This window comes from Streptomyces olivochromogenes, from assembly GCF_001514115.1.
Taxonomy (GTDB): Bacteria; Actinomycetota; Actinomycetes; order Streptomycetales; family Streptomycetaceae; genus Streptomyces; species Streptomyces olivochromogenes.
Genome location: NZ_KQ948455.1, coordinates 565,068 through 589,332 on the forward strand (window position 1 = coordinate 565,068; position 24,265 = coordinate 589,332).

Below are 24,265 nucleotides of genomic sequence, written 5' to 3' on the forward strand. Positions count from 1 at the left end.
CCGGTCACGACCAAGACCCGTTCGGGAGCCGCACAGGACTGTGGCCCGGTTCCTCCGCTCACGCGGAGGGGCCGGGCCACAGTCCTGAACGGAGCGGAGCAGCTCGGCAGGCAAGCATGCGCGGCGGCGGGGGAGATGTTCTGATGAGTGGCCTCTTCGACGGCCTGGGCCGGCTCGACCTGGACGCGCACGCGCGTCGTTGGTCGGCGGCGGGTACGGACGACGCCCATGGGGGCGTGAGCCAATGGGTGGCCGCGGCCCAGCAGTTCGCCGCCCGCATCCAGGCTGACCCGGCCGGGGTGAGCGACGAGCAGTGGCGGTCGATCGCCGAGGCGTGGACGGCCCTGCTGGCGGCCGCCGAGCGCGCGACCGGCACGCAGCGCAACGAATGGCTGTTGCGCGACCTGTGGCTCAGGTCCTGGCTGGTGCAGGAGGTGGGGCCGCGTGCGGACGTCCCCCTGTTCGATCCCGGACCCGTGCTCGAACGAGCGCTGGACGCCATGCCGATGAGCCCGGAGGAGGCAGCCGAGCTCGCCCCGCGGTGGCGTGAGCTGGCGCATGCGCAGATGCGTGCGCTCCGGATGATCCGACTGCTGCTCGCGCCCGTGCACGCCCTGGCCCGGCTCCTTGCGGATCACCCGCGGTGGCGTGAGTTCGAGGCGTATCAGCGGTTGGCCGGCGAGTTGCCGTGAACCGTCCGTGATCATCGAACACTGAGGGCGCCCCCTGTCGCAGGAGGCGCCCTCAGTGGCGTACGGGGGCCGCGGGTCAGGCGGTGCGGCCGCTCTCGCCCAGGTGGTGCACCCGGACCATGTTGGTGGTGCCGGGGACGCCGGGGGGCGAGCCGGCGGTCATCACGACGATGTCGCCGTCGTTGAACCGCTTGAGCTTCTGGAGCTCGTGGTCGACGAGGTCGACCATCTCGTCGGTGCTCTTCACGAACGGCACGACGTGCGACTCGACGCCCCAGCTCAGCGCGAGCTGGTTGCGGGTGCCCTCGTCGGTGGTGAAGGCCAGGATCGGCTGGGCCGCGCGATAGCGGGAGAGCCGGCGGGCGGTGTCACCGGACTTGGTGAAGGCGACCAGGCCCTTGCCGCCGAGGAAGTCGGCGATCTCGCAGGCGGCACGGGCGACCGAACCACCCTGCGTGCGCGGCTTCTTGCCGGGGACCAGGGGCTGCAGACCCTTGGAGAGGAGCTCCTCCTCCGCCGCCACGACGATCTTCGACATCGTCTTGACCGTCTCGATCGGGTACGCGCCCACACTCGACTCGGCCGAGAGCATGACCGCGTCGGCGCCGTCGAGGATCGCGTTGGCGACGTCGGAGGCCTCGGCGCGGGTCGGGCGGGAGTTGGTGATCATCGACTCCATCATCTGGGTCGCGACGATCACCGGCTTGGCGTTGCGGCGGCACAGCTCCACGAGGCGCTTCTGCACCATCGGGACCTTCTCGAGCGGGTACTCGACGGCCAGGTCGCCACGGGCCACCATGACGGCGTCGAAGGCCGCGACGACGGCCTCCATGTTCTCGACCGCCTGCGGCTTCTCGACCTTGGCGATGACGGGGACCCGGCGGCCCTCCTCGTCCATCACCTTGTGCACGTCGTTCACGTCGTTGGCGTCACGCACGAAGGACAGGGCGACCATGTCGCAGCCCATCCGCAGCGCGAAGCGCAGGTCCTCGACGTCCTTCTCGGACAGCGCCGGCACGTTCACGGCCGTGCCGGGCAGGTTGATGCCCTTGTGGTCCGAGATCACACCGCCCTCGATGACGACCGTCTTGACGCGGGAACCGTCGACCTCGACGACCTTCAGCTCGACGTTGCCGTCGTTGATGAGGATCGGGTCGCCCTTGGAGACGTCACCGGGCAGGCCCTTGTAGGTCGTGCCGCAGATGTGCTTGTCGCCGGGCACGTCCTCGGTGGTGATGGTGAACTCGTCACCGCGCACCAGCTCGACGGGTCCCTCGGCGAAGGTCTCCAGACGGATCTTCGGGCCCTGCAGGTCGGCGAGGACACCGATGGCCTTGCCGGTCTCGGCCGCGGCGGCCCGGACCCGGTCGTAGCGGCTCTGGTGCTCGGCCTGCGTGCCGTGGCTGAAGTTGAAGCGGGCCACGTTCATGCCGGCTTCGATCAGCGCGACGAGCTGCTCGTGGGAGTCGACCGCGGGGCCGAGAGTACAGACGATTTTCGAACGGCGCATAGGGCGATCCTATCGGTTTGTTTCGCTACGGAATATTCCGTCTGGCGGAAGATACAAAGGGGCGCGCTGCCGCTCAGCTGAGGTGGCACCTGCCCCCCGTTCGAGGTGGCGTGTGCCGCTCAGATGAGGTCGTGGGACGCGCCCACGAGTGCGTAGGTCTGCGTGGCGATCTCCAGTTCCTCGTCGGTCGGCACCACGGCGACCGCGACCCGTGCGCCCTCGGGGGAGACGAGTCTGGGCCCGTCCCCTCGAGCCGCGTTCAGGTCGGCGTCGACCGCCAGGCCGAGTTCCTCCAGGCCGGCCACCGCCGCCTCGCGCACCGGAGCGGCGTTCTCGCCCACTCCGGCGGTGAAGGCGATCGCGTCCACCCGGCCCAGTACCGCGTAGTAGGCGCCGATGTACTTCTTCAGGCGGTGGATGTAGATGTCGAAGGCGAGCCGCGCCTGCTCGTCACCCTCGTCGACACGGCGACGGATCTCCCGCATGTCGTTGTCGCCGCACAGACCGATCAGGCCGCTCTTCTTGTTCAGCAAAGTGTCGATCTCGTCCGTGGACATCCCGCCAACACGCATCAAATGGAAGATGACCGCGGGATCCACGTCGCCCGACCGCGTGCCCATGACCAGTCCCTCCAGCGGCGTGAGCCCCATGGAGGTGTCCACGCAGCGGCCGCCCCGTACGGCGGAGGCGGACGCGCCGTTGCCCAGGTGCAGCACGATGACGTTCACGTCCTCGGGGGCCCTGCCCAGGAGCTCGGCCGTCGCCCGGGACACATACGCGTGCGAGGTGCCGTGGAAGCCGTAGCGCCGGATGCGGTACTCGTCGGCGGTCGCCACGTCGATCGCGTAGCGCGCCGCCGACTCCGGCATCGTGGTGTGGAAGGCGGTGTCGAAGACGGCGACCTGGGGCAGGTCGGGGCGCAGCGCCTGGGCCGTACGGATACCGATCAGGTTCGCCGGGTTGTGCAGCGGGGCGACCGGGATCAGCCGCTCGATCTCGTCGAGCACGGCCTCGTCTATGACCGTGGGCGCGGTGAACCGCTGCCCGCCGTGCACCACCCGGTGGCCGATCGCGGCCAGCTCGGGGGAGTCCAGGCCGAGGCCGTCCTTGGCCAGCTCATCGGCGACGGCCTTGAGCGCGGCGGCGTGGTCGGCGATGGGGCCGATCGTCTCGCGGGTCTCGCCCGTGGTGAGCGCCGTGTGCTTGAGCCGGGAGGTGCTCTCGCCGATGCGCTCGACGAGGCCCATGGCGAGGCGGCTGCTGTCGCGCATGTCGAGCAGCTGGTACTTCACCGACGAGGAGCCGGAGTTGAGGACGAGGACGCGGGTGGCGGTCACTGCGGGGGTGCCTTCTGGGTCGAGGATGGTGGTGGTCATGCCTTGCTCGAAGTCTGGGCCTGGATCGCCGTGATCACGACCGTGTTGACAATGTCCTGTACCAGCGCCCCGCGGGACAGGTCGTTGACGGGCTTGCGCAGGCCCTGCAGCACCGGGCCGACGGCGATCGCGCCGGCCGAGCGCTGTACGGCCTTGTAGGTGTTGTTGCCGGTGTTCAGGTCGGGGAAGATCAGCACGGACGCCTGCCCGGCGACCTCCGAGTCCGGCAGCTTGGTCGCCGCGACGGTCGGCTCGACCGCCGCGTCGTACTGGATCGGCCCCTCGATCTTCAGGTCGTCGCGGCGCAGCCGCACCAGGTCGGTGGCCTCGCGCACCTTGTCGACGTCGGCGCCCGACCCGGACGTGCCCGTCGAGTACGACAGCATCGCGATCCGGGGCTCGACGCCGAACTGTTCGGCCGTGACGGCCGACTGGATGGCGATGTCGCAGAGCTGCTCGGCGTTCGGGTCGGGGTTCACCGCGCAGTCGCCGTAGACGAGGACCTTGTCGGCGAGGCACATGAAGAAGACGGACGAGACGATCTTGGTGTCCGGCTTGGTCTTGATGATCTCGAAGGCGGGTCGGATGGTCGCGGCGGTGGAGTGCACGGAGCCGGAGACCATGCCGTCGGCGAGCCCCTCCTGCACCATCAGAGTCCCGAAGTAGTTCACGTCGGCGACGACGTCGTAGGCCAGCTCGACGGAGACGCCCTTGTGGGCGCGCAGGGCGGCGTACTTCTCGGCGAAGCGCTCGCGCAGCTCGGAGGTGACCGGGTCGATCAGCTGGCTGCCGCCGAGGTCGATGCCGAGGTCGGCGGCCTTCTTGCGGATCTGGTCGACCGGACCGAGCAGTGTCAGGTCGCACACGCCCCGGCGCAGCAGCACCTCCGCGGCGTGCAGGACGCGGGCCTCGGTGCCTTCGGGGAGCACGACGCGGCGCTTGTCGGAGCGGGCCTGTTCGAGGAGCTTGTGCTCGAACATCATCGGGGTGAGGCGGTCGCTGCTCGGCGCGGAGACGCGCCTGAGGAGATCGCTGGTGTCGACGTACCGCTCGAAGAGACCGAGGGCGGTCTCCGCCTTGCGAGGGGTGGCGGCGTTCAACTTCCCCTCCAGGGAGAAGAGTTCGGCCGCGGTGGGGAAGGAGTTGCCGGCCACCGAGATCACCGGGGTGCCGGGGGCGAGGCGGGCGGCGAGGGTGAGGACCTCGTCGCTGGGCCGCTCGTTCAGGGTGAGGAGCACGCCGGCTATGGGCGGGGTGCCGGCGCTGTGCGCGGCGAGCGAGCCGACGACCAGGTCGGCGCGATCGCCCGGGGTGACCACGAGGCATCCCGGGGTCAGGGCGTTCAGGAAGTTCGGCAGCATGGCGCCGCCGAAGACGAAGTCGAGCGCGTCCCGGGCGAGGCCCGCGTCGTCGCCGAGGAGCACCTTGCCGCCGAGGGCGTGGGTGATCTGCGCGACGGTGGGCGCGGAGAGGGCGGGCTCGTCGGGCAGGACGTAGCAGGGGATGGGCAGACGGTGGTCGATCCGCTCGCTGATCTCGGCGCGGTCGGCCGGGGCCACCCGGTTCACGACCATGGCGAGGACGTCACAGCCCAGACCGTCGTACGCGCGGTAGGCGTTGCGGGTCTCGGCGCGCACGGACTCGGCGGTCTGCCCGCGTCCGCCGACCACGGGGATCACGGAGGCGCCGAACTCGTTCGCGAGCCGCGCGTTCAGCGCCAGCTCGTCCGGGAACTGGGTGTCGGCGAAGTCGGTGCCCAGGACGAGGACGACCTCGTAGTCGCGGGCGACGAGGTGGAACCGGTCGACGAGGGAGGAGACCAGCTCGTCCGCGCCCTGCTCGGCCTGGAGCGTGGACGCCTCGTGGTAGTCCATGCCGTACACGCTCGCCGGGTCCTGGGTCAGCCGGTAGCGGGCGCGCAGCAGCTCGAAGAGCCGGTCCGGGCCGTCGTGGACGAGTGGACGGAAGACGCCCACCCGGTCGACCTGGCGAGTCAGGAGCTCCATGACCCCCAGCTCGACGACCTGGCGGCCGTCGCCGCGGTCGATCCCGGTCACGTAGACGCTGCGGGTCACGCGTGCTCTCCATCCGTTGCGGCGCTGGGTGGTTTCGGGGCTCGGAAAAATGGCCCACTGGGGTGAGCGGAACCCTCTTGACAATACCTCTGAGGGTAGCTAAGGCGCCCGCCAGGACAAAGGTCCTGGTGGGAAGGAGGGAATCGTCGGTGCCCTTCGTCTCGTGGAACAATCGGACTGGCTCACACGTACCAGCAGCGAGCAGGAGACACAGCACGATGCGTATCGGAGTTCTCACCGCAGGCGGCGACTGCCCGGGCCTGAACGCCGTGATCCGGTCGGTCGTGCACCGAGCGGTCACCAATTTCGGGGACGAGGTCATCGGCTTCGAGGACGGCTACGCGGGCTTGCTCGACGGCCGCTACCGCACCCTCGACCTCAACGCGGTCAGCGGCATCCTCGCCCGTGGCGGCACGATTCTCGGCTCTTCGCGACTGCAGCGCGACCGGCTCCGCGAGGCCTGCGAGAACGCGCAGGACATGGCCCGCGAGTTCGGCATCGACGTGCTGATCCCGATCGGCGGCGAGGGCACGCTGACGGCCGCCCGGATGCTGTCGGACGCGGGGCTGCCGGTGGTCGGTGTCCCCAAGACGATCGACAACGACATCTCGTCGACCGACCGCACCTTCGGCTTCGACACGGCGGTGGGTGTGGCCACGGAGGCCATGGACCGCCTGAAGACCACGGCCGAGTCCCACCAGCGCGTGATGGTCGTCGAGGTCATGGGCCGGCACGCGGGCTGGATCGCCCTGGAGTCCGGCATGGCGGCCGGCGCCCACGGCATCTGCCTGCCCGAGCGTCCCTTCGACCCGTCCGACGTGATGGCGATGGTCGAGGAGCGCTTCGCCCGCGGCAAGAAGTTCGCGGTCATCTGCGTCGCCGAGGGCGCCCACCCCGTCGAGGGCACCATGGACTACGGCCACGGTGCCATCGACCAGTTCGGCCACGAGCGCTTCCAGGGCATCGGTACGGCGCTGGCGTACGAGCTGGAGCGGCGCCTCGGCAAGGAGGCCAAGCCGGTCATCCTCGGCCATGTGCAGCGGGGCGGCACTCCGACCGCGTACGACCGGGTGCTCGCCACGCGGTTCGGCTGGCACGCGGTGGAGGCGGCGCACCGGGGTGACTTCGGGCGGATGACGGCGCTGCGCGGGACGGAGGTGCTGATGGTGCCGCTGGCGGAGGCGGTCACGGAGCTGAAGACGGTGCCGAAGGACCGGATGGACGAGGCGGAGTCGGTCTTCTAGGTCCTACGGGCCGGGTCGTACGGGCCGGGTCGTACGGCCTTGGGTCGTACGAACTCGGTTCGAGCGGACTCAGTACGTGGTTCTCTGGAGCATCGCCCAGAAGTGATCGACGATCCGGTCGAGGAAGTCGCGGCCGGAGTCGTCGGCGTCGGCGGCGGCCGATCCGCCGCTCCAGCTGAGCGTGACCACCATCTGCCCCTGGTACTCCGTGTGCATCTCCTGGAGGACGTCCTCCAGGAGGCGCCGGTCCAGCGGGATCATCTTCCCGACCGGACGGACGTACGCCTGCCAGCGCGTGGTCACCGCGCTGCGCAACAGCTCGGCCAGCTTGCCGTCGCGTCCCGTGACGGTGATGAAGTCCCGCAGCGACAGTTCGAGGATGTCGGCGAGGGCGACCGACTGCCGGTCGTTGCCGCGCCACTCGTCGGCCTCCTCCATCCGCTGGTAGGCGAGGAGTTCGAGGCCGACGGTACGGGCGATGTCCTCCTGGGCCAGCCCGCGTGACACGCGGTGCTCGCGCAACGTCCTTGGCGCGCCGATGAGTTCACCGGCCGAACACCACAACACGCCCGCGAGCGCGGTGAGTTCGGGCCCACTGGGGGTGGTCGTGCCTCTCTCCCAGGCCAGGACGAGGTCGGGGGTGACGTAAGGCAGCCCGTACGAGGCTCTCATCCCGTACGCGACGTGCTCGGGGCCCATGCCGAGTGCAGCCCGCAGTCTGCGGGCGGCCGGAGCGTTGAAGGGCGGGGTGGGCTGATGGGCCTGCGGTCGCTGCACGCGCACAAAATATGGGGCCGGGGCGGTGGTGACTACGGTCTGTTCGGACACAATCACGGATCGTACGAACATACGGCTCTGCCCTCACTGCCCCTTCCCGTCCGATCCTCCCAGGGTTTCGGGGCCGGGATTCGGTCTGCGGGCGGGTGGTGGCTGGTCGCGCGGTTCCCCGCGCCCCTCAGGGTGCGTCGAAAAATCGGTTGAGTCGGTCACCTAGGGTGAGGACATGACGATTGCACTGCGCCTTGAGAAGATCACCCCCGGCAATTTCGACACCGCGATAGGACTGAAGGTCCGCCCCGATCAGGAGCACCTGGTCGCGCCCGTCGTGAAGTCGCTGGCCGAGGCGTATGTGCATCCCGGTGTCGCCTGGCCCCGCCTCATCATGGACGGGGAGCGGACCGTCGGGTTTCTGATGGCCTTCTTCGACATCAACTGGGACGGAGGCGAGGCGCGCACCGACCTCCGCTCCGGGCTGTGGCGTCTGAACATCGCGGCCGGGGAACAGGGCAGGGGATACGGCCGCTTCGCGGTCGAGGCCGTGGCCGCCGAGATCAGGCGCCGTGGCGGCACCCGCCTCACGGTCACCTGGCACCCCGGCGAGACCGGCCCGGAGGGCTTCTACCTCGGGCTGGGATTCAAACTGACCGGAGAGACGAGCGGGGGGCAGACGGTGGGAGTGCTGGAGCTGGAGCAGATGTAGGTCCGCCTCGGCGGGGCGGAGGGGCCCGGCCCTCACCCCTTGACCGCGCCGCCCAGAGCGAACCCCCCGCCCAATCGCCTGGCCACCAGTACGTACAGCAGGATCACCGGCGTCGAGTAGATGACCGAGAACGCGGCCAGCTGTCCGTAGACCACCGTTCCCCGATTTCCGAAGAAGTCGTTGATGCTCACGGACGCCGGCATCTGGTCCGGTGTCAGCAGGAGCATGAACGGGACGAAGAAGTTCCCCCACATCATCACGAACGAGAAGACCGTCACCACCGCCACCCCCGGCCCCATCAGCGGCAGCACGATCCGTACCAGGGACTGGAGCGACGACGCCCCGTCCGTCCACGCCGCCTCCTCCAGTTCCTTCGGTACGCCGTCCATGAAGTTCTTCATCAGCCAGATGGCGAAGGGGAGTTGGGACGCGGCGAAGAAGAAGATCGTGCCCTGCACGGTGTCGATGAGGTTCACCCGTACGAACAACGCGTACACCGGGACCATGATCGCCGTGATCGGCAGGCACGTCGCGAAGAGGATCGTCAGGAGGAAGGGACGGTTCAGTCGCGAGCGGAACCGCGACAGCGGATACGCGGCCAGCGCCGCGCACACCACCGTGAGCAGCGTCCCGCCCCCGCACAGGATCAGGCTGTTGAGCAGCGGTGTGTAGGTGATGTCCGGTTTCAGGACCGCGTCGAAGTTGTCCAGCGTGAGACCGTCCGGGACCCGCACCCTGAGGCCCGCGTGCGGGTCGAGGGCGGACAGGACCACCCAGGCGAGCGGAAGGGCGAAGGCGGCGGCCACCGCCAGCAGGCCCGCGTCGGCGGCCAGCCGGCGGCCGGTGCGGCGGGATCTCAGTCTCGTACGAACCGGCATGTCACACCTCCGTCCGCAGCAGCCGCATGTACACCAGCGAGAACAGTGAGCCGACCACCAGCAGGAGCAGCGCCACCGCGGTGCCGTATCCGATCATGCTCTTCTGGAAGGCCTGCTCGTACATGAAGAGCGGCAGCGTCTGGCTCCTGTTCCCCGGGCCGCCCCTCGTCATCACCCAGATCAGCCCGAACACCGACAGCGTCTGTAGGGTGTTGAGCATCAGGTTCGTGCCGATGGAGCGGCGGATCATCGGCAACGTGATGTGCCACATACGGCGCCAGCCACCCGCCCCGTCCACCTCCGCCGCCTCGGTGATCTCCTTCGGTATCTCGTTCAGGGCCGCCGAGTACACCAGCATGGAGAAGGCCGTCCCCCGCCAGACGTTCGCGAACGACACCGCCAGGATCGGCAGCGTGAACAGCCAGTTCTGGGTGGGCAGGTGGAGCCAGTCCAGGATCGCGTTCAGCGTGCCTTCCCGTCGGAAGAACGCGTACAGGAGGAACCCCGCCACCACCTCCGGCAGCACCCACGCCGTGATCACGATCCCGCCCACGACCGTGCGCACCGGCTTCGACGCCCGCTGCATCAGCGCGGCCAGCGCCAGGCCCAGCGTGTTCTGGCCGACCAGTGACGACAGGACCGTGAACACCAGCGTCAGCCAGACCGCGTTCAGGAACGCGTCGTCCTTGAACGCCGCCCGGAAGTTCTCGAAGCCGACGAAGGACGAGTGCGCCTGGCCGGTGAGCTGGAGGTCGGTGAAGGCGATGTACGCGCAGTACGCGATCGGGCCCGCCAGGAAGAGGAGCAGGAGGGCGACGGCGGGGGTCAGGGGGAGGGCGCGGGTCAGGGTGCGGCGCAGCCTCACTTCCTGATCACCTGGTTGTCGGTGGCCGTCTTCAGCTCCTCGTCGTACCCGCTCGCCGCCTTGTCGACCGAGCTGTCACCCGTCGTCACACCCTCCATGGCCTCCTGGACGGCCGTCGAGACCTTGGGATAGGCCGGGTACGCGGGGCGGTAGTGCGTGCTCGCGACCAGGTCCGTGAAGAACTTGATGCCGGGCTGCGCCTGCACGTACCCGGGGTCGGCGGCCACGTCCTTGCGCACCGCGATGCCGGAGTTGGCGATGTACCACTTCTGCGCGTTCGCCTTGGTCTGCATCGTCTCGATGAACTTGAAGGCGAGGTCCGGGTTGGACGCCTTGGCGGGGATCGACCAGGTCCAGCCGCCGGACATGCTCACCTTGCCGGGAGCCTGGCCGGTCTGCGTGGGCATGTACGCGAGGCCCAGTTTCTGCGACCACTCGGGCCATTCGTGCCCCGCGCCCTTCAGCCAGTCCTGCGGGAGCCAGCTGCCGTCCAGGTTGATGCCGAGCTTGCCCTTGGGCATCAGCTCGCCGCGGACGGTCGTGGGGAAGTTCGGGTCCAGGGCGTCCGAGACGTCGGGGCCCAGCTTCTCCTTGTAGACCGTCTGCACGAAGGTGAGCGCGTCCTTGAAGGCCTGACTGCCCGCGATCCACTTCTTCGACGCCGTGTCGTACAGAGGGTCCGACGTGCCGTCACCCGTCCCGTACAGCAGCATCTCGAAGCCCTGCATGGTGGCCGCCTCGCCCGCGGGCTTGCCCGTGTAGACGTTGAGCGGGGTGACGCCGGGGACCTTCGCCTTGATGGTGCGTGCGGCGGCCAGCACCTCGTCCCATGTCTTCGGCTGCCAGTCGGCGGGCAGGCCCGCCTTCTTGAAGATGCCCTTGTCGAACCAGAGGCCCCGGGTGTCCGTGCCGTCCGGGACGCCGTACGTCTTCCCGTCCTGTGCCTTCGCGGCCGACTGCGCCGTGTCGACGAACTGGTTCCAGTCGGGCCACTTGTCGAGGTAGGGGTCCAGGGGCTTCAAGTACCCGCTCGTGATGTCCGAGTTGATGAGGAAGGTGTCCTCGTAGACCAGGTCGGGGGCCGTCTTGGGGGATCTCAGCATCTGCTGGAGCTTGGTGTAGTACTCGGAGTCCGGGGCCTTGATCGGGACGAGTTCGACCTTCTTGCCGGGGTTGGCCTTCTCGAACTCCTTCTTCATCTCCCCCAAGTAGGTGTCCATGACGCGGATCGAGTTGTCCGTGGACTGCTTGAAGGAGACCTTCACGGTGTCCGGATCGCTTCCGGAGCCCGATCCGCAGGCGCTGAGCGCGGTCGCGGTGAGCAGAGTGGCGAGGAGTAGCGGGGCGGCGGTGGGGCGCACGGGCACGACCTCCTACTGGCCGACGTCATTGGTGGCCGAGCTGTCTGCCCGGTGAACGTAAGAGCGTGGACTAGTCCACGTCAATGACCTTGCAGCGGCTCGTGACCTTGCGGCTGCTCGCGGAGACGGGGCCGCGTGTGATGTCCCGGTGGACATAAGTCTCACCGGGTCTCATGTCCCACCGGGACATCGGCCCTGCTCGTCGACGACGCCCGACACCTCGGGTGAACGCTCGCGCCGTGATCCTGCCGAACGGCTGACGCCCCGAACGATCAGCCCTTGACCCACCGGTACTGCAACTCCGGCCGCCCCACCTGCCCGTACTGCGGAGCCCGCGCCGCCCGTCCCGCCTCCACCAGGTGCTCCAGATAGCGCCGGGCGGTGATCCGGGAGATGCCGACCGACTCCGCGACCCCGGCCGCCGTCAGGCCCTCGGCGCTGTCCCGCAGCGTCCGGGTGACCCGCTCCAGCGTCGGCGCGCTGAGGCCCTTGGGGAGGGCGGCCGGGCCGGGGGCGCGCAGGGTGGCCAGGGCGCGGTCCACCTCGTCCTGGCCGCTCGCCTCGCCCACCGACGCGTGGAACTCGGCGTACCGCACGAGGCGGTCGCGCAGGGTGGCGAAGGTGAAGGGCTTCAGGACGTACTGGACGACCCCGAGCGAGACCCCTTCCCGTACGACCGCGAGGTCCCGCGCGGACGTCACCGCGATCACGTCCGCGTGATAGCCGGCGGCACGCAGGGAGCGGGCGAGCTGCAGTCCGTGCACGTCCGGCAGATGCAGGTCGAGCAGCAGCAGGTCCACCGGCGTACGGTCCAGCGCGCGCCGCGCCTCCGCGCCCGTGTGCGCCTTGCCGACCGCGGTGAAGCCGGGCACCCGGCCCACGTACATGACGTGCGCGTCGGCGGCGACGGGGTCGTCCTCGACGACGAGTACGCGGATGGGGTCGGCGGTCATACGTCGCCTCCAGGCAGGGCGTGCTGGGCGGACTCGGGCTCGGCGGCGGCCCTTTCGGTGGTGGCCCCTTCGGCGGTGGCCGGGGCCGGTTCCTCGGCGGCCCCCGGCACGGGTTCGGCAGGGGCGCCAGGGGCCACCGTAGGCAACGGCAGCCGCGCCTCGAACTCCGCCCCGCCCCCGGGCGCCTCCGCCACCGTCAGTGTGCCGTCGTGCCGGCTCACCGCCTGGCGTACGAGGGCCAGCCCGAGGCCCCGGCCGCCGGGCCCCGCCGGTTTGGTGGACCAGCCGCGTTGGAAGACCGCCTCCGTGTGGGCGGGGTCGACTCCCGCGCCCGTGTCGGCGACCCGCAGGACCAGGCCGGAGTCGTCCGTGAAGGCCGTGACGGTCACCCGTGCCCCCACCGTCCCCTGCGCCGCGTCCATCGCGTTGTCGATCAGATTGCCCAGCACGGTGACCAGGTCACGGGCCGGCAGGCCGGTCTGGAGCAGCCCGTCGTCGATACCGCTCTGCTCCGACACCATCAGCTCCACACCCCGCTCGTTCGCCTGGGCCGCCTTGCCCAGCAGCAGGGCGGCGAGGACCGGCTCGCTGACCGCCGAGATCACCTCGTCGGTGAGCGTCTGGGCGAGTTCGAGCTCGGCGGTGGCGAACTCGACGGCCTCCTCGGCGCGCCCGAGCTCGATCAGCGAGACCACCGTGTGCAGTCGGTTCGCGGCCTCGTGCGCCTGCGAGCGCAGCGCCTGGGTGAAGCCGCGCTCGGAGTCCAACTCGCCCATCAGGGACTGGAGTTCGGTCACATCGCGCAGGGTGACCACCGTGCCGCGCCGCTCGCCGCCGGACACCGGGGAGGTGTTCACGACCAGCACGCGCGACGCCGTCAGATGCACCTCGTCCACCCGCGGCTCCGCCGACAGCAGGGCGCCGGTGAGCGGTGCGGGCAGCCCGAGCTCGGCCACGGAGTGTCCGACGACCTCGTCCGTCACCCCCAGCAGCTCCCGCCCGCCGTCGTTCATCAGCGCCACCCTGTACTGCCCGTCCAGCATCAGCAGCCCCTCGCGCACGGCGTGCAGCGCGGCCTGGTGGTAGTCGTGCATCCGGCTCAGCGCGGCCGCGTTCATGCCGTGCGTGGAGCGGCGCAGCCGGGCGTTGATGACGTAGGTGCCGATGCCGCCGAGCACGAGTGCGCTGCCCGCGACGCCGATGAGGGCGGTCACCTGTTCCTGCACGCGCTGGGTGATCGCCTCGACCTTGATGCCCGCGCTGACCAGGCCGACGATGTGGCCGTTGTCCAGGATCGGGGTGACGGCACGGACGGATGCCCCGAGGCTGCCCGTGTACGTCTCCGTGAAGGACTTGCCGTGCAGGGCGGGCCCGATGTGCCCGAGGAAGTGCTTGCCGATCAGCGTCTCGTCGGGGTGGGTCCAGCGGATGCCCTGCGGGTTCATGATCGTCACGAAGTCCACGCCGGTGTCCCGCTGTACCTGGAGCGCGTACGGCTGGAGGTCCTTGGTGGGGTTCGTGGTGCGGATGGCGTCCCGGACGGAGGGTGCGTCGGCGATCGAACGGGCCACGGCCATGGCCTGGCGGCCCGCCGCGTCCTCGGCCTGGCTGCGGTCGCTGACGTAACTGAACAGCGCGTACCCCGCGACGAGCACCGCGATGAGCACGGCCTGCATGGCGAAGAGCTGGCCGGCCAGGCTGCGGGGTCGCGGGACGGGGAGGAAGCGCATGTCGTTCAGTCTGCCTCTCCATATAAGCGTGAACTAAATGAACGGAAGGGTGACCGCCCTCACAGGGCGGGAGATAGTCACCGCATCCCCCGGAGTGAGCCGCACCCCGGGATCCCCCCGAGTGAGCCGCACCGCGGGATCCCGCCGGAGCAGGCCGCACCCAGGGTTCCGCCGGACGTGAGCCGCACGCCGGATGATGCCGATGACGTCGTCAAGGAGGGCAGCCGTGGCCAGCACCCAAACGGCACCTGCCGCACCCGCCGCCAAGCGGGACCGCACCCACTATCTGTACATCGCGGTGATCATCGCGGTTGTGCTCGGCATCGCCGTCGGGTTCGCCGCGCCGGACTTCGCCAAGGAGCTCAAGCCGATCGGCACGGGCTTCGTGAGCCTGATCAAGATGATGATCTCCCCGATCATCTTCTGCACGATCGTGCTCGGCGTCGGCTCGGTACGCAAGGCCGCCAAGGTCGGCAAGGTCGGCGGTCTCGCGCTCGGCTACTTCATCTGTATGTCCTTCGTGGCGCTGGCCATCGGCCTGGTCGTCGGCAACATCATCCACCCGGGCAGCGGGATGCACCTGACCGAGGCCGTGAAGGGCGTCGGGCACACGCAGGCCGAGGCCGCCGCCGAGGGCCCCGTCGACTTCATCCTCGGGATCATCCCGACCACGTTCGTCTCGGCCTTCACCGAGGGCCAGGTGCTCCAGACCCTGCTGATCGCCCTCCTCGTGGGCTTCGCGCTGCAGGCCATGGGCCGTGCGGGGCAGCCGGTGCTGAAGGGTGTCGAGCACATCCAGAAGCTGGTCTTCCGCATCCTCGGCATGATCATGTGGGCCGCGCCCGTCGGTGCCTTCGGCGCCATGGCGGCCGTCATCGGCGAGACCGGTATGGACGCGCTGAAGGCGCTGGGCACGATCATGCTCGGCTTCTACATCACCTGTGCACTCTTCATCGTCATCGTGCTCGGCACGCTGACGAAGCTCGTCGCCAAGGTCAGCCTCTTCCAGCTGCTGAAGTACCTCGGCCGGGAGTTCCTGCTGATCGTCTCCACCTCGTCGTCCGAGTCCGCGCTGCCGCGGCTCATCGCCAAGATGGAGCACCTGGGTGTCAGCCGCCCGGTCGTCGGCATCACCGTGCCGACCGGCTACTCCTTCAACCTCGACGGCACGATGATCTACCTGACCATGGCCTCGCTGTTCATCGCCGACGCGATGGACCAGCCGATGAGCATCGGCCAGCAGATCGGTCTGCTGCTCTTCATGATGGTCGCCTCGAAGGGCGCGGCGGGTGTCTCCGGCTCCGGTATCGCCGTCCTGGCCAGTGGTCTGCAGTCGCACAAGCCCGCGCTGGTGGACGGTGTCGGTCTGATCATCGGTATCGACCGGTTCATGAGCGAGGCGCGTGCGGTGACCAACTTCGCGGGCAACGCGGTCGCCACGCTGCTCATCGGTACGTGGACCGGTGAGGTCGACAAGGAGCGGGTGAACCGGGTACTCGCCGGTGAGCTGCCGTTCGACGAGAAGACCCTGCTGGACAGCGACGAGGACGACGCGATCGACGTCGCCCCGGAGGTGCCGGAGCAGGGCGGCGAGAAGGAGCTGGCCAAGGCGTAAGCGCTCCGCTGGAAGAGGGGCTGCGGGTCGTTCGGAGGCCGCGTGTGGATCGTGGCTGGTCGCGCCCACGCGGCGGAGCCGCATGATGACACAGCCCCGCGCCCCTGACGGGGCGCCCCCAAGCCGCCGGGCGGCCAGGTTCTCCCCCCGTAGACCTGGCCGCCCGGTGTATGTGTCGGACAAGCTCAATCGCTCAGCTTGGTCACCAGTTCGGTGGCTCTGGAGGCGGGTACGCCCGCCGCGGTCAGCATGGTGATCGCGGCGGAGCGGCCCGCCTCTTCCGGTGCCAGCAGGCCGTCGTTCACCGCCTCCATGAGGGCGAACAGCATCTGCTCGTGCACGTACGCCAGTGCGGGCGCCGGCAGCGCGGACTCGAACACGCCCTGGTCGAGGCCGCGCCGCAGCAGCTCCGCGCAGGCCTCGCGCACCGGCGTGAGCCGCTCGCGGATGCCCTGGACCGTGACGCTGCGCTGGGCGAGGGCGACCAGCAGCCGGTAGCGGTCGGCGATCTCCCAGACGGCGAGCGTCGAGCGGACCAGTGATTCCGCCGGGTCCCGTCCGCTCTCCCGGCCCGCCGCGTGTGCCGCGGCCACCGCCTCCACCGCGCCGTCGGTCAACGTGCTGATCAGCACCTCGCGGCTGGGGAAGTGCCCGTACACCGTGCGCCGTACGACGCCCGCGGCCCGTGCGATCTGGTCCATGGACGCGTCGGGGTCGCGCAGCAGCTCGGCGAGCGCGACGTCGAGGATGCGGCGGCGGTTCGCATCCGCGCGGCTGGCACTACCCGTGGTCATGGCTGCCATTCTGCACGCCCCCCGGATCCGCGCGAGGTGATCAGTCGTGCCCTCCACAAGGGCTCCACCTCCTTGATTTGCACAGCGTTGTGCATCTAGATACATTGCACATGGTTGTGCAACTGCACGCCAGTGTGCAAATGGAGCGAAGAGAAGGGGCGACCGTAGTCATGCGTCTCGTCATGAACGAACCGGTCGAGGGGATGGACCGGCCCTACGCCCGGCGCTGGTGGGCGCTGCTGGTGCTCTGCCTGAGCCTGCTGATCATCGTGATGGCGAACACCGCCCTCACCGTCGCAGCCCCGGACATGACCCAGGACCTGGGCCTGTCCAGCGCGGACCTGCAGTGGGTCATCGACGGCTACACCGTCCCGTACGCCGCGCTGATGCTGCTGCTCGGCGCGATCGGCGACAAGTACAGCCGGCGCGGCGCGCTCATCCTGGGGCTCGTCGTGTTCGGCGGGGGCGCGGTCGCGGGCTCGCTCGTCGACAGCTCCACCGGGGTCATCGCGGCCCGTGCCGTGATGGGCGTCGGCGCCGCCCTGATCATGCCGGCGACGCTCTCCCTGCTCGCCGCGACCTTCCCGCGCGAGGAGCGGGCGAAGGCGATCACCCTGTGGACCGCCACCGCCGGACTCGCCATCGCGGCCGGGCCACTGGTCGCCGGTGCGCTGCTGGAGCACCACGGCTGGTCGTCCACGTTCCTGATCAACGTCCCCATCGCCGCGCTCGCGATCGTCGGCGCCCTCGTCCTCGTCCCGCCGTCCAGGGCCGCGCACCACCACCGCATCGACCACGTCGGCGGCCTGCTGTCCGTGGTCTGGATCGGCTCGCTGGTCTACATGATCATCGAGGGGCCGCACTTCGGATGGGGCGTCAAAGCCGTGACCGCCGCGGTCGTCGCGGGTGCCGGCCTGGTGGCCTTCGTGGTGTGGGAGCTGCGCCACCCGCGCCCGGTCGTCGACGTACGCCGCTTCGCCCACCGCCGGTTCGCGGGCTCCAACCTCGCCGTCGCCCTCTTCTTCCTGGCCGTCTTCGGCGCCTTCTACTACCTCACCCAGCACCTCCAGTTCGTCCTCGGCTACGACGCGCTGGACACCGGGGTGCGGATGCTGCCGCTCGCCGGGGCCGTGTTCGTCGGCTCGGCGCTCACCGGATACCTCACCCCGCGCATCGGCATGAAGATCACGGTGACCGCGGGCATGGTCGGCGGCACGGTGGCGCTCGCGCTGCTCACCCGGGTCGACGCGGCATCCTCGTACGGCGATCTCGTGCTGCCCCTCGCCATCCTGGGCCTCGCGATCGGGCTCGCGCTCTCGCCCTGCACGGACGCCATCATGGGCGCGTTCCCCGAGGCCGAACTCGGCGTCGGCGGAGCCGTCAACGACACCTCGCTCGAGCTCGGCGGCTCGCTCGGCATCGCGATCCTCGGTTCCGTGCTGGCGAGTTCGTACTCCGCGCACCTCTCGGACGCCACCGCGGGCGGCAAGCTCCCGGCGGGCGCCCTGTCCACGGCGCAGGACTCGGTCGGCGCGGGCTACGCGGTCGCCCAGGGCATCGGTGACAAGGCCCGGCAGCTCGGCGAGCAGGCCGCGCGGGCGGGGCACGCCGGGAACACCGAGAAGGCCGCGCAGCTGAAGGCGCAGGCCGACCAACTCGCCCACGGGGCGCAGCGGATGGCGGACGCCGTCGGTTCCTCCTTCTCGGACGCGGTGGCGCACACCAGCCTGATCGGCGCGATGATCCTGGGCGTGGGGACCGTCCTGGTCGCCTTCCTGCTGCCCCGGAAGGGCGGCGCGCACCCGGGCCAGGCCCCGGAGCAGGCGGCGGAGGAACAGCCGGAACTCACCGGCGCGGCGACGCGTTGAGCGCACCCCCGCCCGCCTCGGAACCGTGACCCTCGGGCCGCCGTCTCGTAGAACATGCACTACCGTGCCGTGCCGGACTGACCGGCACGGCACGGCATGTTCTGCGGAGGACACGGAGTATGAAGATCGACTGGGACCGGCGGACGTGCGCGCGCAAAGGTCATGTGACGTACGCGCCCGGCGAACCGGAACTGCGCCGGCGGCTGCGCGCCGAGACGAGCCTCGGCGAGGCCTGGCGCTGTCTGCGCTGCGGCGACTTCGTGCTGGGCGAACCCCATGGCTCGGGCCCCGCGCAGGACGCCCCCCTGGTGCCGCGCGGCAAGGTGCTGCGTGATCTGTTCATCCTGCGCTTCCTGGCGATCGAACGGGCCGTGCGCGGGGTGTTCATCGTGCTGGTCGCGGCCGCGGTGTGGAAGTTCAGCAACAGCCAGGACTCGGTGCGCCGGCTCTTCGACGAGAACCTCGACGTCTTCCGGCCGGTCTTCAAGCACTTCCACTACGACCTCGACCACTCGCCGGTCGTCGGCACGATCCAGAAGTCCTTCGGCTACAAACACTCCACGCTGGCCCTGGTGGCCGCGCTGCTGCTGGCGTACGCGCTGATCGAACTCGTCGAGGCGGGCGGCCTCTGGTACGCCAAGCGCTGGGCGGAGTATCTGACGGTGGTCGCCACCGCCGCCTTCCTGCCCCTGGAGATCTACGAACTCACCGAGCACGTCAGCTACTTGAAGATCGCCACCTTGGTCCTCAACATCCTCGCCGTCCTCTACATCGCCCTCGCCAAACGCCTCTTCGGGCTGCGCGGCGGACGCAAGGCGTTCGAGGAGGAGCGGCACAGCGCGTCGCTGCTGGAGGTCGAGGAGTCGGCGGGCGTAGCCGCGCACGCCTGACGCCCCGCGCCACACGGCGCCGGCGAGGATCGTCTACGGGCGGTCGGAGCCCAGGGTCTCGGCCACGGCGCGCGGCAGCCATGCCCGTGCGTCGCCGAAGGTGAACCCGAGCAGGGTGGCCCGGGAGTTGTCCATGCCGTAGGAACGGCCGAAGGAGAAGGGGGAGACCTCGCCGGCCTCGACGGGCCGCAGGAGGGTCTTGCCGTCCGGGAAGTGTGCGGCGATCGCCTCGCACAGCTCCCGCGTGGTCAGCGGCCCGTGGGAGGCCGCGTTGACCGGTCCCGTGAAGTCCTCGCCCGCCGCCCAGAACAGGAAGTCGGCGATCTCCTCGACGTGGATGTACGTCGCCGGGCGGTTCACGGGCGGTACGGCGATCGCCTCGCCCGTGCGGATGCGCTCCGCGTAGTGCTGGAGGCGGCCGGTGAAGTCGTCGTCCCCGCCCAGGACGTGGGCCACCCGGACGGCCGCGTACGGGAACGCGGGGTCGGCCGCGAACACCGCCTCGGCCTGGCGCTTGCCCTCCCCGTAGTGGTCTTCGAGGAACTCCGGCTCGTCCCAGGGCAGTTCGAGGTCGACGGGCACCGCATGGGGGTCCACGGCGTCCTCCCGAACGAGATCCGCCGAGTCCTCGTACTCGTACACCTCGACGGTGGAGGTCATGACGTACCGCCGGGTGCGTCCCGCGAAGACCCGTCGGGCGATCTCCGCCTGCCGCGGTGAGTAGCAGACCTGGTCGACCACGACATCGAAGGTGCGTGAACCCAGTGCCTTCTCCAGGGAATTCCCGTCATTGCGGTCCGCGACGAGATGGACCGCCCCGGCGGGCGGTGCGGAGGAGCCGCGATTGATGACGGTGACGTGGTCTCCTGCGGCCAGCAGCCGGGCAATCAGCCGCTTTCCGAAATAGCGGTTTCCGCCCATGACACCTATCTCGCGCACGGCGTTCCTCCCCCTCGCACTTCCCGCACCCACCGGGCTTCTGTGGTCATAATTCTCCCGGCGTACGCGTCACGTCTGAAGGGGGAGACATGGGAGATCCGACCGCTGCACCGAAGGAACCACGGCAACCGCGCGCCGCCGCCGACGAAACGTCGGTGGCCTTCGACGCGGTGGACCGGCAGATCCTGGAACTGCTGCAGAGCGACGGCCGGATCAGGCTCAGCGAGCTGGGCCGGCGCGTCCGGCTGAGCCCGGCGGCCGTCGCCGAACGCGTGCGCCGGCTGGAGTCCACGGGAGCCGTCACCGGCTACGGCGCCCATGTCTCACCACCCCTCCTCGGCTACGGCATCCAGGCCTTCGTCCGTGTCGACCCGCACGGGGGATACACCCTGCGCCACCCCAGGACCCTGGAGCTGATCTCCCGCCCGGAGATCATCGAGGTCCACCACGTGGTCGGCGAGGACTGCTGGATCCTCAAGGTCGCCGTCGCGGACACACTCCACCTGGAGGACGTCCTGGAACAGACCTCCGCACTGGGGCGCACGACGACCTCGATCGTCCTGTCCTCACCGGTGCCGCGAAAGCCACTGCTGCCCTTGCGTTGACGTCGGCGTCAAGGAATACCGTCGGGGCATGCGAATCGGCGAGCTGGCGGCGCGGGCCGGGACCACCACGCGGACTCTTCGGTACTACGAGTCGCGGGGGCTGCTGCCCGCGCGGCGGGGCGAGAACGGGTACCGGACGTACGACGAGCACGACCTGAGGCTGCTGCGGCAGATCAGGACGCTGCAGGACTTCGGGTTCGACCTGGAGGAGACCCGGCCCTTCGTGGAGTGTCTGCGGGCGGGACACCCGGAGGGCGACTCCTGTCCGGCCTCGCTCGCGGTCTACCGGCGCAAGCTGGGCGAGCTCGACTCGCTGATCGACGAGTTGCAGGCCGTACGGGCCGAGGTCGGCGCGCAGCTGGCGCGGGCCGAGCGGGCGCGTGACGAGCTGGCGGCCGAGGCGGAGGTTCCGGGCGGCCCGGAACCCGTATGCGAACTGGAAGGGCGGACACGGTGATCAAGGTGGCAGGCGTGGCTTCGGTGTCGGACGCGGACTTCGAGACGGAGGTGATCGGCGCCGAGCTCCCGGTGCTGGTGGAGTTCACGGCCGACTGGTGCCCGCCGTGCCGGCAGATGGGGCCGGTGCTCAGTGCCCTGGCGGCCGAGGAGGGCGAGCGGCTCAAGGTGGTCCAGCTGGACGTGGACACCAACCCGCTGACGACGAACGCCTACCGGGTGCTGTCGATGCCCACGTTCATGGTGTTCCGCGGGGGCGAGCCGGTGAAGTCGATGGTGGGCGCCCGGCCGAAGCGCCGGCTGCTGGAGGAGCTGTCCGACGTGCTCTGACCTTCCGGCGTGCTCCGGCCTCGCCGATATACAGCAGAACTACAAGAAATCCCCCGAGCAATTGCGCTCGGGGGATTTCTCTGCGTATATTGAATGATTCGCGACTTCAGGAGAATTGAGTCGCGGAGAAGTTCACTGGGCACAGTATATCCGGCCGGGAGCGGAATTGTCAAACAGGGGCGCAAACGCAGAGGGCACCACAGGATTTCCCGACGATGAATTGCTGCACGAGCAGGAATTCATCGACGGGTTGTACGCACGCGTGGACGTGCTGCGGGGCGACACCGAGGCCTCCGTCGGCGACGCGCTCGCGCAGGGCAACACACCCATGCAGGCCAGGCTCGAACGGGACGTGCTCGTCGCCGAGCGCTCGGGCCTGCTCGCCGCACTGAACGCCGTGGACGGCTCGCTCTGCTTCGGCCGCATCGACCTCACCTCCGGCGTCACCCATCACATCGGCCGTATCGGCGTCCGCGCCGACGACACCGAGCACACCCCCATCCTCATCGACTGGCGGGCCCCGGTCGCCCGCCCCTTCTACCTCGCCACCGGCCACACGCCGATGGACCTGCGCCGCCGCCGGCACATCACCACCGACGGCCGCCGGGTGACCGACCTGCACGACGAGATCCTCGACCTCGGCGACCACGAGCGCACCGGCCACGAGGACCCGACCGGCGACGCCGTACTGCTGGCCGCGCTGAACTCGGCGCGCACCGGCCGCATGAGCGACATCGTGCAGACCATCCAGGCCGAACAGGACCGGATCATCCGCGCCCCGCACAAGGGCGTGCTGGTCGTCGAGGGCGGCCCCGGCACCGGAAAGACGGCCGTGGCGCTGCACAGGGCCGCGTACCTGCTGTACGAGTACCGGGAACTGCTGGCCAAGCGCGCCGTCCTGATCGTCGGACCGAACCCCGCCTTCCTCGGTTACATCGGCGAGGTACTGCCCTCGCTCGGCGAGACGGGCGTGCTGCTCGCGACCGTCGGCGAACTGTTCCCCGGCGTCCGGGCGACCGCCACCGACGCCCCGCGGGCCGCCGCGGTGAAGGGCCGCGCCGACATGGCCGAGGTGCTCGCCGCCGTGGTCCAAAGCCGCCAGGCGCTGCCCGACCCGGTCATCGCGATCGAGCACGACCGGGACGTCCTGATGCTCGACGCCGGACTCGTCCAGGTCGCCCGCGAGCGCACCCGTGAGGCGCAGCTGCCGCACAACGTGGCCCGCGAGTACTTCGAGGGCCACATCCTCAACACGCTCACCGACATGCTGGCCGAGCGCATCGGCACCGACCCCTTCGACGGTTCGAACCTGCTCGACCCGAGCGACATCACCCAGATCCGCGACGACCTCGCCGAGAACCCCGAGGTCTGGTCGGCCATCGACCAGCTGTGGCCGCGGCTGACCCCGCAGAGCCTGGTCGCCGACTTCCTCGCCGACCCCGAGGGATACGTCCCGGACGAGGACGCGGCCGCGATCCGCCGCCCGGTCACCGGGGCCTGGACCACCGCCGACGTCCCCCTCCTCGACGAGGCCGCCGAACTGCTCGGCGAGGACGACCGCGTGGCCCGCGCCCTCGCCGACCAGGAACGCCGCGCCCAGGTGGCGTACGCGCAGGGCGTGCTGGACGTGTCCTACGCCTCCCGCACCTACGAGTTCGAGGACAAGGACGAGGAGGACTCCGAGGTCCTGTCCGCGCACAACATCATCGACGCCGAGCGGATGGCCGAGCGGCACGAGGAGGACGACCACCGCAGCGCCGCCGAACGCGCGGCGGCCGACCGGACCTGGGCGTTCGGCCACATCATCGTCGACGAGGCGCAGGAACTCTCGCCCATGGCCTGGCGCCTGCTGATGCGGCGCAGCCCGACCCGCTCGATGACCCTGGTCGGCGACCCCGCGCAGACCGCGGAAGCGGCCGGGGTGGGCTCCTGGTCGGAGATCCTCTCCCCCTATGTCGAGGACCGCTGGGAGCACAAGCGCCTCGCCGTCAACTACCGCACCCCGTCCGAGATCATGGACGTGGCGGCGGGCGTCCTGCGCGCGCGGCACCCGGACTTCGAGCCGCCGCGTTCGGTGCGCTCGACGGGCGTACGGCCGTGGGCACGTGCCGCCGGGGACGACCTGCCCGGCACCGTCGCGAAGGCCGTCGCCGAACTGACCCCCGCCGAGGGACGGCTCGCGGTGATCGCACCCCGCGAACTGCACACCTCGCTCGCGGCCCGGCTGGAGGACGTGACGGCGGGGGAGGAGCCCGACCTGACCCGGACGGTCGTCCTCCTCGACCCCCGTCAGGCCAAGGGGCTGGAATTCGACTCCGTCCTCGTCGTCGAACCGGCGCGGTACGGCACGAGCGACCTGTACGTGGCGCTGACGCGGGCGACGCAGGCGCTCGGGATCGTGTACGAGGGCGAGCTGCCTCAGGCACTGCGGGCGGCGACGGTCTGACCACCGGGCGGGGCGAGGAGTTCACGCTCCTTCGCCCCGCCCCTCGTCGTGGCCGCTGAACGCGTCAGGCGGGGCGGAGCCAGATCGTGGCCAGGGGAGGCAGGGTCAGGCGGAGGCTGGTGGGGTGGGCGTGGGCGGGGTGGGGCTCGGGTTTGACC

21 protein-coding genes are annotated in these 24,265 nt (G+C 70.0%); 10 read left to right on the top strand and 11 right to left on the bottom strand.

Annotation, left to right across the window (positions count from 1 at the left end; translation table 11 throughout):
• Positions 1-143 precede the first annotated feature (143 nt).
• Positions 144-692, top strand: coding sequence for a hypothetical protein (locus tag AQJ27_RS17655; RefSeq protein ID WP_067369170.1), 549 nt, complete (start codon positions 144-146; stop codon positions 690-692).
• Positions 693-768: 76 nt separating this feature from the next.
• On the opposite strand, the gene pyk is transcribed toward AQJ27_RS17655, so the two are convergent.
• The 3 genes from pyk to pta form a co-directional block, all read right to left on the bottom strand.
• Positions 769-2,202, bottom strand: coding sequence for a pyruvate kinase (gene pyk / locus AQJ27_RS17660; RefSeq protein WP_067369173.1), 1,434 nt, complete (start codon positions 2,200-2,202; stop codon positions 769-771).
• A 119-nt stretch (positions 2,203-2,321) separates the two neighbouring features.
• Complete coding sequence (locus tag AQJ27_RS17665) at positions 2,322-3,539, bottom strand: acetate kinase (RefSeq protein ID WP_067369378.1); 1,218 nt, start codon at positions 3,537-3,539, stop codon at positions 2,322-2,324.
• A 35-nt stretch (positions 3,540-3,574) separates the two neighbouring features.
• Entirely contained in the window at positions 3,575-5,653 is a 2,079-nt protein-coding gene (pta, locus tag AQJ27_RS17670; RefSeq protein WP_067369176.1) for a phosphate acetyltransferase, read from the bottom strand.
• A 218-nt stretch (positions 5,654-5,871) separates the two neighbouring features.
• Between pta and AQJ27_RS17675 the strand changes: the two genes are divergently transcribed.
• On the top strand, positions 5,872-6,897 hold the full coding sequence (locus AQJ27_RS17675) for an ATP-dependent 6-phosphofructokinase (protein ID WP_067369179.1): 1,026 nt from the start codon (positions 5,872-5,874) through the stop codon (positions 6,895-6,897).
• 69 nt (positions 6,898-6,966) lie between these two features.
• Here AQJ27_RS17675 and AQJ27_RS17680 read toward each other — a convergent pair whose 3' ends face one another.
• Complete coding sequence (locus tag AQJ27_RS17680; protein ID WP_067369381.1) at positions 6,967-7,596, bottom strand: helix-turn-helix domain-containing protein; 630 nt, start codon at positions 7,594-7,596, stop codon at positions 6,967-6,969.
• Positions 7,597-7,900: 304 nt separating this feature from the next.
• Here AQJ27_RS17680 and AQJ27_RS17685 point away from each other — a divergent pair, with 304 nt between their 5' ends.
• The gene (locus AQJ27_RS17685; RefSeq protein WP_067369182.1) at positions 7,901-8,377 is read left to right on the top strand and encodes a GNAT family N-acetyltransferase; all 477 of its coding nucleotides are present in this window, start codon (positions 7,901-7,903) and stop codon (positions 8,375-8,377) included.
• A 32-nt stretch (positions 8,378-8,409) separates the two neighbouring features.
• On the opposite strand, the gene AQJ27_RS17690 is transcribed toward AQJ27_RS17685, so the two are convergent.
• From AQJ27_RS17690 to AQJ27_RS17710, 5 genes are all read right to left on the bottom strand, one after another.
• Entirely contained in the window at positions 8,410-9,255 is an 846-nt protein-coding gene (locus tag AQJ27_RS17690) for a carbohydrate ABC transporter permease (RefSeq protein WP_067369185.1), read from the bottom strand.
• 1 nt (position 9,256) lies between these two features.
• Positions 9,257-10,120, bottom strand: coding sequence for a carbohydrate ABC transporter permease (locus AQJ27_RS17695; protein ID WP_079065041.1), 864 nt, complete (start codon positions 10,118-10,120; stop codon positions 9,257-9,259).
• Positions 10,117-11,487: an extracellular solute-binding protein gene (locus AQJ27_RS17700; RefSeq protein WP_067369188.1), complete on the bottom strand. Its 1,371-nt coding sequence runs from the start codon at positions 11,485-11,487 to the stop codon at positions 10,117-10,119. Before AQJ27_RS17700 ends, AQJ27_RS17695 begins: the two co-directional genes overlap by 4 nt.
• A 266-nt stretch (positions 11,488-11,753) precedes the next feature.
• Positions 11,754-12,434: a response regulator gene (locus AQJ27_RS17705; RefSeq protein WP_067369191.1), complete on the bottom strand. Its 681-nt coding sequence runs from the start codon at positions 12,432-12,434 to the stop codon at positions 11,754-11,756.
• Positions 12,431-14,164 (bottom strand): ATP-binding protein, encoded by a 1,734-nt coding sequence (locus AQJ27_RS17710; RefSeq protein ID WP_067369195.1) that lies wholly within the window; start codon positions 14,162-14,164, stop codon positions 12,431-12,433. The genes AQJ27_RS17705 and AQJ27_RS17710 overlap by 4 nt, the downstream gene beginning before the upstream one ends.
• A 193-nt stretch (positions 14,165-14,357) precedes the next feature.
• Between AQJ27_RS17710 and AQJ27_RS17715 the strand changes: the two genes are divergently transcribed.
• Complete coding sequence (locus tag AQJ27_RS17715; RefSeq protein ID WP_388123618.1) at positions 14,358-15,779, top strand: cation:dicarboxylate symporter family transporter; 1,422 nt, start codon at positions 14,358-14,360, stop codon at positions 15,777-15,779.
• Between the two features lie 185 nt (positions 15,780-15,964).
• On the opposite strand, the gene AQJ27_RS17720 is transcribed toward AQJ27_RS17715, so the two are convergent.
• Positions 15,965-16,582 carry a TetR/AcrR family transcriptional regulator gene (locus AQJ27_RS17720; protein WP_079065042.1) on the bottom strand — a complete coding sequence of 206 codons (618 nt, stop codon included), beginning with the start codon at positions 16,580-16,582 and terminating at the stop codon, positions 15,965-15,967.
• A gap of 161 nt (positions 16,583-16,743) precedes the next feature.
• Here AQJ27_RS17720 and AQJ27_RS17725 point away from each other — a divergent pair, with 161 nt between their 5' ends.
• Together AQJ27_RS17725 and AQJ27_RS17730 are read left to right on the top strand one after the other, a co-directional pair.
• Entirely contained in the window at positions 16,744-18,441 is a 1,698-nt protein-coding gene (locus AQJ27_RS17725) for an MFS transporter (RefSeq protein ID WP_067369201.1), read from the top strand.
• Positions 18,442-18,560: 119 nt separating this feature from the next.
• Complete coding sequence (locus AQJ27_RS17730; protein ID WP_067369204.1) at positions 18,561-19,331, top strand: DUF2127 domain-containing protein; 771 nt, start codon at positions 18,561-18,563, stop codon at positions 19,329-19,331.
• Positions 19,332-19,364: 33 nt separating this feature from the next.
• Here AQJ27_RS17730 and AQJ27_RS17735 read toward each other — a convergent pair whose 3' ends face one another.
• Positions 19,365-20,252, bottom strand: coding sequence for a Rossmann-fold NAD(P)-binding domain-containing protein (locus tag AQJ27_RS17735; RefSeq protein WP_067369207.1), 888 nt, complete (start codon positions 20,250-20,252; stop codon positions 19,365-19,367).
• A gap of 107 nt (positions 20,253-20,359) precedes the next feature.
• On the opposite strand from AQJ27_RS17735, the gene AQJ27_RS17740 reads away from it, so the two are divergent.
• From AQJ27_RS17740 to AQJ27_RS17755, 4 genes are all read left to right on the top strand, one after another.
• Complete coding sequence (locus tag AQJ27_RS17740; RefSeq protein ID WP_201264305.1) at positions 20,360-20,875, top strand: Lrp/AsnC family transcriptional regulator; 516 nt, start codon at positions 20,360-20,362, stop codon at positions 20,873-20,875.
• A gap of 28 nt (positions 20,876-20,903) precedes the next feature.
• Positions 20,904-21,332, top strand: a complete 429-nt coding sequence (locus AQJ27_RS17745) for a MerR family transcriptional regulator (RefSeq protein WP_054233164.1) — start codon at positions 20,904-20,906, stop codon at positions 21,330-21,332.
• Positions 21,333-21,346: 14 nt separating this feature from the next.
• On the top strand, positions 21,347-21,661 hold the full coding sequence (locus AQJ27_RS17750) for a thioredoxin family protein (protein WP_096239889.1): 315 nt from the start codon (positions 21,347-21,349) through the stop codon (positions 21,659-21,661).
• Positions 21,662-21,809: 148 nt separating this feature from the next.
• Positions 21,810-24,107, top strand: a complete 2,298-nt coding sequence (locus AQJ27_RS17755; RefSeq protein WP_079065055.1) for a HelD family protein — start codon at positions 21,810-21,812, stop codon at positions 24,105-24,107.
• Positions 24,108-24,265: the final 158 nt, after the last annotated feature.